Here is a 12408-nt window from a genome sequence, read left to right on the forward strand (position 1 = left end):
ATAACGGCCAGCCGGTCGAATATGACCAGCCGCTGATCGTCATCGAATAAGGCCGGCACGCTCATGGCCATCGAAAAGCTGCTGATCGCCAATCGCGGCGAGATCGCGCTCCGCATCCACCGCGCCTGCCATGAAATGGGCATCAAGACGGTGGCGGTCCACTCCACCGCCGACGCCGACGCCATGCACGTCCGCCTCGCCGACGAAGCGATCTGCATCGGGCCGCCGGCCGCGCGCGACAGCTATCTCAACATCGCCGCCATCATTTCGGCGGCGGAGATCAGCGGGGCGGACGCCATCCACCCCGGCTACGGTTTCCTGTCCGAAAACGCCAAGTTCGCCGAGATCGTGGAAGCGCACGGCATCGCCTTCGTCGGCCCCAAGCCCGAACATATCCGCACCATGGGCGACAAGATCGAGGCGAAGCGCACCGCCGGCGCATTGGGCCTGCCGCTCGTCCCCGGCTCCGACGGCGCGGTCAGCGACCTTGAGGAAGCCAAGGCGATCGCGGAAAAGGCCGGCTATCCCGTCATCATCAAGGCCGCCTCGGGCGGCGGCGGCCGGGGCATGAAGGTGTGCAATTCGCCCGACACGCTCGAAACGCTGATGCAGCAGGCGGGCAGCGAGGCGAAGGCCGCCTTCGGCGACGCCACCGTCTATATCGAAAAATATCTCGGCAACCCGCGCCATATCGAAATCCAGGTGTTCGGCGACGGCAACGGCAACGCCATTCACTTAGGGGAACGCGACTGCTCGCTCCAGCGCCGCCACCAGAAGGTGCTGGAGGAAGCCCCCTCCCCCGTCCTCTCCGCCGCCGAGCGTGAGCGGATCGGCAGCGTTTGCGCGAAGGCGATGGCCGACATGGGCTATCGCGGCGCGGGCACGATCGAATTCCTCTGGGAAAATGGCGAATTCTACTTCATCGAGATGAACACCCGGCTCCAGGTCGAACATCCGGTGACGGAGATGATCACAGGTCTTGACCTCGTGCGCGAACAGATCCGCGTCGCCGAAGGCCGCCCGCTCTCGGTCGCGCAGGAGGATCTGCGCTTCACCGGCCACGCGATCGAATGCCGCATCAACGCCGAAGACCCCAAGAGCTTCGCGCCTTCGCCGGGCACCGTCACCAGCTATCATGTCCCCGGCGGCATGCACGTCCGCGTCGATAGCGGCCTCTATCAGGGCTACAAGGTGCCGCCTTATTACGACTCCATGATCGGCAAGCTGATCGTCTACGGCCGCACCCGCGAAGGCGCGATCATGCGCCTGAAGCGCGCGCTGGAGGAATATGTGATTGAGGGGATGAAGACCACCATCCCTCTCCACCAGGCGCTGCTCACCGACCCCGACTTCCTCGACGGCAACTACACCATCAAATGGCTGGAGGAGTGGTTGGCGCGGCAGGAGGGCTGACCCCAGAGTGCGTTGACAGAAATCAAGAGTTTCCTGTTCCCCGGCGGAGGCCGGGATTCAGTCCCGCCCCATCCGCCTCGCACCTCTTGCACCTCTTGCACCCTTCCATATTTCGACTAATATCGAAATATGGAATCGTCCGCCGCCATCGACGCCCTGGGCGCCCTCGCTCACCCCACGCGGCTGGCGCTGTTCCGCCTGCTCGCCACCGCGCCCGACGCGGGTCTTGCGGCCGGCGACATCGCAGAAAAGCTCGCAGTCGCGCCGTCCACCCTGTCGCACCATCTCGCCGCGCTGGAGCGGCCCGGCCTCATCCGCCATCGCCGCGACCAGCGCCGGCTGCTCTACAGCGTCGCTCCGCCGACCGTCAGCGCGCTCATCGCTTTCCTGACCGACCAATGCTGCGGCGGCCGCCCGGACCTGTGCGGAGGCCGGCCATGAAGCGCGTCTGCGCCGCCGAAGCGCTCGGCACCGCGCTGCTCGTCGCCACCGTCATCGGCTCGGGCATCATGGCGGAGCGGCTTTCGGGCGGCAATGTGGCCGTCGCCCTGCTCGCCAACACGCTCGCCACCGGGGCGGCGCTCTACCTCCTCATCACTCTGTTCGCGCCGATCAGCGGCGCGCATTTCAACCCGGTCGTCAGCGCCCTCGCCGCGTCGCGCCGCGAATGGCCGCATCGCATGGCTGCGCAGGTCGCCGGCGGCCTCGCCGGCACGATTCTCGCCCATGCGATGTTCGGCCTGCCGCTGCTCGCCCTCGGCACGAAGGTCCGCACCGGCCCCGACCAGTGGCTCGCCGAAGCCGTCGCCACCTTCGGCCTGCTCCTCACCATTCGCCTGGGATCGGCCTTCCGCCCCGCCGCCATCCCCGCTCTGGTCGCCGCCTGGATCGTCGCCGCTTACTGGTTCACCGCTTCGACCAGCTTCGCCAACCCGGCTGTCACGCTCGCCCGCGCCTTCACCGACAGTTTCGCCGGTATCCGCCCGGTCGATGTCCTGCCCTTCGTCGCCGCCCAGATCGCGGGCGGGGCGCTCGGCCATCATGTCGCCGGCTGGCTGCTCGCTGCCCCCTCCCACCCACTGGAAAGCCCGACCCATGAAAGCCACCATCTGGCATAATCCCGCCTGCGGCACCTCGCGCAAGACGCTCGCGATCCTTGAGGAGACGCCGGGCGTGGAGGTCGAGATGATCGAATATCTGAAGACCCCCTACAGCCGCGACAAGCTCGCCCAGCTCATCGCCGACGCGGGCCTCACGCCAGCGCAGGCGATCCGCAGGATGGGTACCGATGCCGAGGAAAAGGGCCTGCCCGATCTTGACGCGGACGCGATCCTCGACGCCATGGTCGCCAACCCCGCTTATGTGAACCGCCCCTTCGTCGAAACCGACAAGGGCGTCCGCTTCTGCCGCCCGCAGGATGTGGTGCGCGAGATACTCTGATTTCATTTCGATACCGAAACAAAACGGCATCGAAAGTGCGAATCAGCTGTCCCACTCGCTGTTCTCTTAAGCCCTCGCCATCCTGTCACGATCCCGTAACAAGGCCATGATTTCAGCCTTGCTTTAGGCGCGGGATTGCATAGCCTGCGGCCATGGCAAAGGAACCGGCATTGGCGACCATCGCCGTCTACAGCCTCAAGGGCGGCGTGGGCAAAACCACCTTCTCGGTCAACCTCGCCTGGACGTCGGCGACCATATCGAAGCGGCGCACTCTCCTCTGGGATCTCGACCCGCAGGCGGCGTCGAGCTGGCTGCTCTCCACCGACCAGACCAGCCGCGACGCCGCCCAGGCGATCTTCAGCAAGGATGTCGAGGTCAGGAAGCTGATTCAGCCCTCGACCGTGCCGGGGCTGGACCTCATCGCCGCCGACACCTCGCTGCGCGGCCTCGACCATCTGTTCCGCGAACTGGACAAGAAGAAGCGGCTCGCCAAGCTGATCGAGAGCCTGGGCAAGGATTATGACCGCATCATCCTCGATTGCCCGCCGGGCCTCACTGAAACCAGCGAGCAGGTGCTGCGCGCCGCCGACCTCATCGTCATCCCGGTCATCCCCTCGCCTTTGTCGCAGCGCGCCATGGGAGAAGTCGCCCGCTATCTCGTTCAGCGCGGCGGCGCCCATGCGCCGATCCTGCCGGTCTATTCGATGGTCGATCGCCGCCGCAGCCTCCACCGCAAGGCGATGGAGGCTCAGCCCGGCTGGGGCGTCATCCCGATGGCGAGCGGGATCGAGCAGATGACCGTCCGCCGCAAGCCGCTCGGCGCCTTCGCCCCCGCCTCGCCCCCGGCGCAGGCGTTCGCGTCGCTCTGGACCATGGTCGAACGGCAGCTCAGCGCCGGCTAAGCCTTGATGCCGATCGGCATCGTTTGAACCTTTTAGCCTGTTGTTCCCCGGCGAAGGCCGGGGCCCAGTTCCACGCTCTCGACTGGACCCCGGCCTGCGCCGGGGAACGCAATCCGTTCGTCAGATCCCCGGATCAACGCACTTTTGTTCACCCCACCGCCCGCTGCAACGGCGGCGGGAACAGCCGCGCCGCGTCCTTCGCCAGCATCGGCCGCCCGAAATAATAGCCCTGCACCTTGTTGCAGCCCAGCCGCCGGACCATGTCCAGCTCCGCCTGCGTCTCCACGCCCTCGGCGGTCGTCACCATCCCCAGGCTCTCGGCCAGCGTCACCACCGCCCGGATGATCGCCAGGCTCTCGGCGGTATTCTTCGACGCCCCGACCACGAAGCTGCGGTCGATCTTGATCGTGTTGAACCGGGTCCGGCTGAGATAGCCGAGCGAACTGTAGCCCGTCCCGAAATCGTCGAGCGACAGTTGCACCCCGAGGCCAATCAACTGGTCGAGCAGCTTGAGCGCCCCGGTATCGTCGTTCATGAACAGGCTTTCGGTGACCTCCAGCTCCAGCCGCCGCGCCTCCAGCCCGCTGCTGGCCAGCGCCGAAACGACCGCCGCGACGAAGCTTGGATGCGCCAGCTGCTCGGCCGACACATTGACCGCGACCCGCACATCCTCGGGCCAGTTCACCGCTTCCATGCAGGCGGTGCGCAGCACCCATTCGCCGATCGGGCCGATCAGCCGCGCCTCTTCCGCCACCGGCACGAACTTGGCGGGCGAGATCGGCCCCAGCTCCGGGTGAGTCCAGCGCACCAGCGCCTCGAACCCGACCACCACCTCGCGCCCGGCATCGACCACCGGCTGATAAACGACATGCAGCTGCTCCTTCTCCAGCGCCTCGCGCAGCGCCATCTCCAGCTGCCGCCTTTCCTCGGCCTGGGCATGGAGCTGCGGCTCATAGGCGCAATGCTGCCCGCCGCCGTCGCCCTTGGCGCGGTAGAGCGCCAGGTCGGCGCTGCGGGTCAGCGCCTCGGCGTCGCGCCCGTCCATCGGCGACATCGCCGATCCGACCGACGCGCCGATATGCAGCATATGCTGATCGACCTGATAAGGGGCCGACAAGGCAACGATGATCGCCGACGCCAGCCGCGCCACCGCCGCCTCATTTTCGACATGGGGCATCACCACCGCGAACTCGTCCCCGCCGATCCGCCCGCAGAAATCGCCATTTTCGCACAGGTCCAGCAAGCGCCGCGCCACCTGGCTCAGCAGCCGGTCGCCGGTCTGGTGTCCCAGCGTGTCGTTGATCGCTTTGAACCGGTCGAGGTCGATCATCAGGAAGGCGCAGCCAGGCATGCGCTGCTTGGCCCCCTCCAGCGCCTTATCCAGCGCCTCGCGCAGATGGCTGCGGTTAGGGAGGCCCGTCAGCGGATCGAAGCGGGCGAGCTGCGCGATCTTGTCGGCCGACTCGCGCTGTGCCGTCACATCGGAACCGACCCCGCGAAAGCCCAGGAACGCGCCTGTCTCATCATAGCGGGGCGAGGCGGACAATTCCCACCAGCGCCACTGGCCCTTCACCTCGACCGGCAGCACCAGCGCGCTGAAGCTCTCCCGCCGCTTGAGATAATCGGCGAGGGTGTGAAGCCCCGCCGCGAACCGCCCCTTGTCCCACCCGCTCCCGGCGAGCAGCTGCACTAGGGGCGCGCCCTCCACCTGACCCGGCGGCAGGCCCAGCGTCTCGGCGAAGCGCGCCGACACGCCGCTGATCCGCCGCAGCACGTCGGTCTCCCACAGCCAGTCCGATCCCCCCACCTCATATTCGCGCAGCAGCAGGCTCACCACCTCGCTCTTTTCCACCAGCTGCGCAGTCGTGCTGTGCTGGCGGGCGAAGGTGCGGGCATAGATGATGCACCCGGCCAGCAGCGCCAGGGCATAGCTGATCGACAGCGCGCGCGACGGCGCTTCGCCGCTGCCGTCGAACATGCCGAACAGGCCGACGATGCAGGGCAGCAGGAAGGCGGCGGCGGACAGCGGCACCGGCGCATAGCTGATCGCGCCGCACACCATGACGCAGCTGATGAGGGTCCAGAGCGCGACCAGCTCCTCTGTCTCGCCCGACCAGCCGACCAGCATCATGCAGGCGGCCCAAGCCAGCCCGCTCAGCAGAGCGCCCAGCGCATGGCGGCGCAGATCGGCCGCCGTCACCCCGCCGCCGCTGGCGCGACGGCCCCGGTCCAGAAGCAGCCCCGCCACGGCCGCGCCTACCAGCCCGGCGGTGAGACCGCTCAGCAGCAAGGGGGAACAGCAATGGGTGAAAACCTGCCACAGGAACAGCACCCCGCAGATGCTCATGCCGTGCCGCAGCGGCGCGATGGCGTCGGCGGACCGAAGCTGCGCCTCCGCCACCCGCAGGTCGGATCGTCCGGCGAGGCCAATGAGCCCCATCATCGCCCGCAGCGACGCGCGCCCATTCTGCCCTTTGCGGGCGCTTATCGTTTCATTGTCGACCACATGCCGGCCTTAGCAGGCGCGGGTTAGCAATCGGTAACCCGCCCGCTAAGCATGGCGCCGGCGCGTCAGGCAGCGATGTCGTAGGGCCGGATTTCCCCGGTCAGATAGAGGTTGCGGGCCTTGGACCGGCTGAGTTTGCCCGAGCTGGTGCGCGGCAGCGTGCGCGGCGGCACCAGTTCGACAACGCAGTTCATGCCGGTGATCGCCCGCACCCGCTCGCGGATCTGGTCGCGCAACCGGGAGCGTTCTTCATTGTCGGACGTGCGGCAATGGACCAGCACGGCGGGCGCTTCCTCGCCGCCCGGCGTCGTGATGGCGAAGGCGGCGATGTCGCCCTGCTTGAAGCCGGGAAGCTGCTCCACTGCCCATTCGATATCCTGCGGCCAGTGATTCTTGCCGTTGATGATAATCATGTCCTTGGCGCGGCCGACGATGTAGAGATAGCCGTCGGACAGATAGCCCATATCGCCGGTGTCCAGCCAACCGTCGGCCATGCACGCCTTCGTCGCCACCTCGTCGCGGAAATAGCCGACCATCAGGGATGGCCCGGTAGTCCACACCTTGCCGATCTGACGCTCGGCCATCAGCCCGCCATCCTCGTCGCGGATTTCCACGACCATGTCCTTGGCCGGCTTGCCGCAATTGACGATCGACCGATAGCGCTGCGGCCGCCCTTCGGGCGCGTCGCCGCCCGACAGGTCGGTTTCCTCGACCAGCTCGACGATGATGCCCTCCCCTGGCGGCATGATGGTGACGGCCAGCGTCGCTTCGGCCAGGCCATAGCTTGGCAGGAACGCCTTGGGCGAAAAGCCCGCGTCAGCGAAGGCGTCGACGAAGCTCTGCATCACGTCGGGGCGGATCATGTCCGCGCCATTGCCCGCCAGTCGCCAGCGCGACAGGTCGAACCGATCCTGCGCCTTGGTCTGGCTCGACATGCGCCGCGCGCAAATGTCGTAGCCGAAGGTCGGCGAATAGCTGATCGAGGTGCCTTCATTGCGGCTGATAAGATCGAGCCAGGCGAGCGGGCGGCGCGCGAAATCCTCGGTCTTCATATAATCCGCCGACACCTGATTGGCGACCGGCGACAGGAAGCAGCCCACCAGCCCCATGTCATGATACCAGGGCAGCCAACTGATGCAGCGGTCGCTCTCCACCACTTCCATGCCATGGCTGTGCGCCGACAGGTTGCTCAGCAGCGCATGATGGGTGACAGCGACGCCATGGGGGAAACGGGTGGAGCCGCTCGAATATTGCAGATAGGCGATGTCCTGCGGCTGCGCCTGCGGCAGATCGCGAGGCTCGGCTTCGCGGGCGACAAAATCCTCGAAGGCGATGCTGTCGACCGACTTCTGCCGCCCGGCCTCGCCCGCCATCTCTTCCAGTTCCTTCGGGAACAGGAACAGCATCGGGTCGCAGCTTGTCAGCTGGACGTTGAGCTGGTCGATATAGCTTTCCTTGCCGCCGAAGCTGGTGGGCAGCGGCAGCGGCACCGGCCAGGCGCCGGCATAGACAATGCCGAAGAAAAGCTGGGCGAAGTCCACGCCCGTTTCCGCCACCAGCGCCACCCGGTCCTGCGGCTTGACGCCATGCGCGATCAGCCGATGCGCGCAGGCGATGGCGTCCTCGCGCAGCTCGGCAAACGGATAGACGCGCGCCAGATTGCCGCGCGCGTCATGGAAATTCAGGCCCCGCTTCCCCCGCGCGGCATAATCGAGCGCTTCGCCCAGCGTCCCGAAATCGGAGAAGCGGCGCGGCAGATCGTCATAGGTCGGCGTCGGTGCCATCATCTCTTGCGAACCCGTCATATTGGTTTCACCCAATGTCATAAATCGTTGAAGCGCGGCCGCTAGCAGCTTTGCGGGCCGCGCGCACCGGATAGTTACAGTCCAGCGTCACTTCTATCCGACAAGGCAAGGTAAAATTCGGACCCGACTGTGGCATAAAGATGGCGGCTGATCCATGGTGCGCCGATGCCCGGCAAACGCCCGCCCCCGCCGCTCGACGCGGACGCCTTGCGCGATCTGGCGCTGCGCCATGTCAGCCGCTTCGCGCTCAGCCGGGGCAAGCTGCTCGCCTATCTCAACCGCAAGCTGCGGGAGCGCGGCTGGGCCGGGGACGGGCCGGCCGCGCCGGAGGCGCTCGCCGACCGGTTCGTGGACCTCGGCTATATTGACGATGCCGGCTATGCCGCGATGAAGAGCGCGGCGCTTGCCCGGCGCGGCTATGGCGCGCGCCGCATCGACGAGACTCTGCGCGCCGCCGGCATCGCCGAGCCAACGCGGCAGGAGGCCGGCGCGCAGGCGGATCGCTGGGCAGCGGCGGAGCGCTTCGCCCGGCGCAAGCGGATCGGCCCCTATGCCGATACGCTCCCCGATCCCAAGCAGCGCGACAAGGCGATCGCCGCCTTCCTGCGCGCCGGCCATGATTATGACCTCGCCCGCCGCTGGGTCGATGCGCGGCCCGGCGAGCCGCCCGAGGAAGCGTAATCAGGCGGCGACAGCAACGCTTTCCGCCAGCGCCTTGAACTGTGCGATCATCTGGTCCCAGCCGGGATGGAAGCCCATCTCCAGATGGCGCTGCTTGGCTTCCGCATCCCAATGCCGCGCGGTCGCGGTGAAGCGCGTGCCCTCCCCTTCGTCGGCGAAGCTCCAGATGGCGGTGAGGAACGGCGTCTGCGGCAGCCAGCCGACGCGATAGGCATCGGTCGTCACCACCCGTTCGCCGGGCACGACCTCCAGGAACACGCCCTCCATCGGCCCGGTATCCTCGCCATCGGGACCGAACATCTGGACCGCGCTGCGCCCGCCGGCGCGCATATCCTCCGCGATCACCTCGGCGCGCCACGGCTTGGGGCAGAACCAGTCCGCCTTGCGCTCCGTCCACACCCGCCAACACAGGTCGCGCGGCGCAGCGACATAGGCCGTCACCGACAATTCATGCTCCGCGCCGCTCATACCGTCTCTCCCTCGAAAGCCGCCTGCATCGCGACGGTGTCCAATTTCCGCATCGTCATCATCACCTTCATCATGCGAGCGATGCCGGCCTCGTCGCCGGTGCGATACTTCGCCATGATGCCGCTCGTCACCAATTGCCAGGACAGGCCATATTTGTCCTTCACCCATCCGCACGGTCCGTCCGAACCGCCATCGGCAGTCAGCGCGTCATGATAGCGGTCCAGTTCCGCCTGATCCTCGCACGCGACCGAAAGCGACACCGCCTCATTGAACTGGAAGTGCGGGCCGCCGTTCAACGCCTGATAGCCTTGCCCGTTCAGCGTGAACTCGACCAGCAGCACCCGGTCGGACGGCGTCGGCGCCGGGGTCATATTCTCCTCGGGATAATGGCTGACATGATCCACCGACCCGCCGAACACCGAAACGTAGAATCGCGCGGCTTCCTCCGCCTGCCCGTCGAACCACAAGCATGGAACGATGCGGTCCATCACGCCGCACCCCTCGACCCGACCAGCGCAAACATCGCGCCCTGCGGATCGGTCGCCTGGATGATCCAGCCGCCGCCCGGCACTTCCATCGGCCCGTTCAGCACCTGCCCGCCGCCGGCCTTGACCTTCTCGACCGCTGCGTCGATGTCGCCCACCACGAAGTAGAAGAGCCAGACCGGCACCGGCACTTCGTTCGGGCGCGGCATGATGCCGCCGTCCATATTCTGGAAGTCGGCGCCGCCCGTTTGCGACACGAGTTGATAGGTGCCCATCGGCCCCATATCCATGGCCTCTCCCGTGCTCCAGCCGAACTGGCCGGTGTAGAAGGCCAAGTCCCGGTCGAAATCGCCGCTATAGAGTTCATGCCAGCCGACATGCCCCTGGGCCATGGGCGGGGCGGGCTCCATGCCGTCGGGACTGTTGCCCTTAAGCAGCATGAAGGTCGCGCCGCCCGGATCGTTCAGGACGGCAAAGCGCCCGACGCCAGGAATATCCTCCGGCGAGCGCATCACCTTGGCGCCCGCCTCGGTCAGCCGCGCAGCGTCGGCATCCACATCGGGCGACCCGATATAGCCGCCCCACCAAGGCGACAGGCCGCAATCCTTGGCTTCCGCCGGGATCGCCATGATCCCGCCCAATGGGCCTGCGCTGCCGGACACCACATGATAGGGATCGTCGGTCCGCTCGCCGCCGAAAGGCTGCGCGGTCCAGCCCAGCACGTCGCCGTAGAAGGCCAGCGCCCCCTGCGGATCGCTGGTCATCAGTTCGTACCAGAAGAATTTGCCGTTAAGATCAGCCATCGTTCCTCTTCCCTTTCAGCCTTTGTGATCGACCAGAACCGCAAAGCCGCCATAGATCAGCCGCGCGCCGGAAAAGGGCATCTCATCCGGGCCTTGATCCATCCGGGGGTCGGCCATCACCTTTGCGGAGCCCGCATCGCGCGTTTCCTTGTCCGGCCATTCGATCCAGGAAAAGACGACCTCCTCCTCTTCCTCGGCAAGGACCGCGGTGCGGAAGTCATTGACCTTCCCCGGCTTCACATCGTCCTGCCAGCATTCAACGACGCGCGTCGCGCCATGTTCGATGAAGATCGGCGCGGCAAAGGCCGCCAGTTCCCGATAGCGCTCCTTGTTGCCCTTGGGCACCGGGATCACGAAACCATCCATATAGGCCATCGTCTCTCTCCTTGGCGAAGGTCGGCGGCTGCCCAGTGGCAAGCGACTCACCGCTTGAACTTTGTGCGCGCGATGCTTAACCAATGCAACTTGTAAGTTAGAAAAGATAACCAATGACGACCGAAACACGCAAACGCGCCTATCAGGACGGCTGCGCCACCGCGCATGCGCTCGACATCATCGGCGATCGCTGGGCGATGCCGATCATGCGCGAACTGATGCTGGGACCGAAGCGCTTCACCGACATTCGCGCCGGCCTGCCCGGAATCAGCGCCAATGTGCTCACCCAAAGGCTGGAGGAGCTGGAAGCGGCGAGCATCCTCGTGCGCCGCCGCCTGCCTCCTCCGGCCGCGGTCCAGGTGTATGAGCTTACGGAATGGGGCCGCGAGTCGGAGATATTGTTTCAGGTGCTGGGCCGCTGGGCGTGCCGGTCGCCGACGATGCAGCCGGGCAAGCCCATGAGCCAGGCGTCGGTCGTGCTGTCGATGCGCACGATGATCGACCGCAGCCGCATCGGCGACATGAGCGCGACGATCGGCTTCCGCTTCGGCGCGGAGGAATTTCGCGCTGTCATCGCCAGGGGCGACTTCCAGATGGATCGCGGAGAGGCAAGCGGCGCGGACCTGATCCTGTCGGGCGACCAGAATGCGCTCGCCGCCGTCCTTTATGGCGGGGCATCGTTCAAGGATGTCGCCAACGCGCTCCATGTCGAGGGGGACAGGCGGCTGGCCGACCGGTTCGCCCGGCTCTTCCCCCTGCCCCCCAAGGCCCCTTCGACGGTCAGTGCTGGTTGAGCGCGGCGAAGACCTGCTCGAAATCGCCGCGCCTGGTCGCTTCGCTCAGGAATTTGACGCGTTCGACGTGAATTTCCGAAGGGGTCGGCTGCTGCCGCAGCAGCGCCATCGTTTCGGCGATATAGTCGGCGAGCGGCATCATCTCGGGATTGTCGGCATGGCCCGGCATCAGGTCGGTCTGCACGCCCGGCGGCACGATCTCGATCACCTCGACCCGGCCTTTGAGCTGTTCGCGCATCGAGAGCGACCAGCTGTGGATCGCCGCCTTGGTCGCGCTGTAGGTGGGCGTCGCCGCCAGCGGCACGAAAGCAAGGCCCGATGAGACGGTCAGCAGCGCCGCGCTCGCTTGCGTTTCCAGATGGGGTAGCAGCGCATGGGCGAGCCGGATCGGTCCCAAGAGGTTGGTCGCGATCGTCGCTTCGGCCGTGGCAAGGTCGATACCCTGCTCCGCCACCATGATGCCGGCGTTGAGCAGCGCGGCATTGAGCGCGGGAAATTGCGCCACAATCTCCTTGGCGAACGCTTCGATCGCAGCGGAGCTGGTCATGTCGAGGGTCATCGCCGCCATGCCGGGATGATCGGCGACGACGGCGTCGAGCGCCGCCTGCCGCCGTCCGGCGATGATGACCTGATTGCCGGCCGCGTGAAATTCATGCGCCAGCGCCGCGCCGATGCCCGATCCGCCGCCGGTGATGAGGATGGTGTTGCCTGAACTCTGCATGGGAAAGCTCCTTTC

The 12408-nt window shown here is 66.5% G+C and carries 14 protein-coding genes; 7 read left to right on the forward strand and 7 right to left on the reverse strand.

What is annotated here, in order from left to right; all coding sequences use genetic code 11:
• Nucleotides 1–63 precede the first annotated feature (63 nt).
• From accC to V2B31_RS15950, 5 genes are all read left to right on the forward strand, one after another.
• On the forward strand, nt 64–1413 hold the full coding sequence (gene accC, locus V2B31_RS15930; protein ID WP_328280317.1) for an acetyl-CoA carboxylase biotin carboxylase subunit: 1350 nt from the start codon (nt 64–66) through the stop codon (nt 1411–1413).
• Between the two features lie 129 nt (nt 1414–1542).
• Nucleotides 1543–1854 carry an ArsR/SmtB family transcription factor gene (locus V2B31_RS15935; protein WP_328280319.1) on the forward strand — a complete coding sequence of 104 codons (312 nt, stop codon included), beginning with the start codon at nt 1543–1545 and terminating at the stop codon, nt 1852–1854.
• Nucleotides 1851–2531 (forward strand): MIP/aquaporin family protein, encoded by a 681-nt coding sequence (locus tag V2B31_RS15940; protein ID WP_328280321.1) that lies wholly within the window; start codon nt 1851–1853, stop codon nt 2529–2531. The genes V2B31_RS15935 and V2B31_RS15940 overlap by 4 nt, the downstream gene beginning before the upstream one ends.
• The gene (locus V2B31_RS15945) at nt 2509–2853 is read left to right on the forward strand and encodes an arsenate reductase family protein (protein ID WP_328280323.1); all 345 of its coding nucleotides are present in this window, start codon (nt 2509–2511) and stop codon (nt 2851–2853) included. The genes V2B31_RS15940 and V2B31_RS15945 overlap by 23 nt, the downstream gene beginning before the upstream one ends.
• Nucleotides 2854–3005: 152 nt before the next feature.
• Nucleotides 3006–3755 carry a ParA family protein gene (locus tag V2B31_RS15950; protein ID WP_328280325.1) on the forward strand — a complete coding sequence of 250 codons (750 nt, stop codon included), beginning with the start codon at nt 3006–3008 and terminating at the stop codon, nt 3753–3755.
• A 148-nt stretch (nt 3756–3903) separates the two neighbouring features.
• Here V2B31_RS15950 and V2B31_RS15955 read toward each other — a convergent pair whose 3' ends face one another.
• Together V2B31_RS15955 and V2B31_RS15960 are read right to left on the reverse strand one after the other, a co-directional pair.
• Nucleotides 3904–6198: a putative bifunctional diguanylate cyclase/phosphodiesterase gene (locus V2B31_RS15955; RefSeq protein ID WP_328280412.1), complete on the reverse strand. Its 2295-nt coding sequence runs from the start codon at nt 6196–6198 to the stop codon at nt 3904–3906.
• A 128-nt stretch (nt 6199–6326) separates the two neighbouring features.
• A complete protein-coding gene (locus tag V2B31_RS15960) occupies nt 6327–8087 on the reverse strand; it encodes a fatty acyl-AMP ligase (protein WP_328280327.1) in 1761 nt (586 codons plus the stop codon).
• 144 nt (nt 8088–8231) lie between these two features.
• On the opposite strand from V2B31_RS15960, the gene V2B31_RS15965 reads away from it, so the two are divergent.
• Entirely contained in the window at nt 8232–8747 is a 516-nt protein-coding gene (locus V2B31_RS15965; RefSeq protein WP_328280329.1) for a regulatory protein RecX, read from the forward strand.
• Here the strand turns inward: V2B31_RS15965 and V2B31_RS15970 are convergent, their stop codons facing one another.
• Genes V2B31_RS15970 through V2B31_RS15985 form a run of 4 tightly spaced genes read right to left on the reverse strand, consistent with a single transcriptional unit; the run spans nt 8748 to nt 10878 of the window.
• A complete protein-coding gene (locus V2B31_RS15970) occupies nt 8748–9215 on the reverse strand; it encodes an SRPBCC domain-containing protein (protein ID WP_328280331.1) in 468 nt (155 codons plus the stop codon). It lies immediately after the preceding gene.
• A complete protein-coding gene (locus V2B31_RS15975) occupies nt 9212–9703 on the reverse strand; it encodes a VOC family protein (RefSeq protein WP_328280333.1) in 492 nt (163 codons plus the stop codon). Before V2B31_RS15975 ends, V2B31_RS15970 begins: the two co-directional genes overlap by 4 nt.
• Nucleotides 9703–10503 carry a VOC family protein gene (locus V2B31_RS15980; RefSeq protein ID WP_328280334.1) on the reverse strand — a complete coding sequence of 267 codons (801 nt, stop codon included), beginning with the start codon at nt 10501–10503 and terminating at the stop codon, nt 9703–9705. The genes V2B31_RS15975 and V2B31_RS15980 overlap by 1 nt, the downstream gene beginning before the upstream one ends.
• A gap of 15 nt (nt 10504–10518) precedes the next feature.
• Complete coding sequence (locus V2B31_RS15985; RefSeq protein WP_328280336.1) at nt 10519–10878, reverse strand: DUF1428 domain-containing protein; 360 nt, start codon at nt 10876–10878, stop codon at nt 10519–10521.
• A gap of 113 nt (nt 10879–10991) precedes the next feature.
• Here V2B31_RS15985 and V2B31_RS15990 point away from each other — a divergent pair, with 113 nt between their 5' ends.
• Nucleotides 10992–11672 carry a winged helix-turn-helix transcriptional regulator gene (locus V2B31_RS15990; protein WP_328280340.1) on the forward strand — a complete coding sequence of 227 codons (681 nt, stop codon included), beginning with the start codon at nt 10992–10994 and terminating at the stop codon, nt 11670–11672.
• Here V2B31_RS15990 and V2B31_RS15995 read toward each other — a convergent pair.
• Nucleotides 11659–12393 (reverse strand): SDR family oxidoreductase, encoded by a 735-nt coding sequence (locus tag V2B31_RS15995; protein WP_328280343.1) that lies wholly within the window; start codon nt 12391–12393, stop codon nt 11659–11661. The two genes, V2B31_RS15990 and V2B31_RS15995, sit on opposite strands and share 14 nt — an antisense overlap.
• Nucleotides 12394–12408: the final 15 nt, after the last annotated feature.

The organism is Sphingobium sp. (genome assembly GCF_036170395.1).
In the GTDB taxonomy this organism is placed as follows: Bacteria; Pseudomonadota; Alphaproteobacteria; order Sphingomonadales; family Sphingomonadaceae; genus Sphingobium.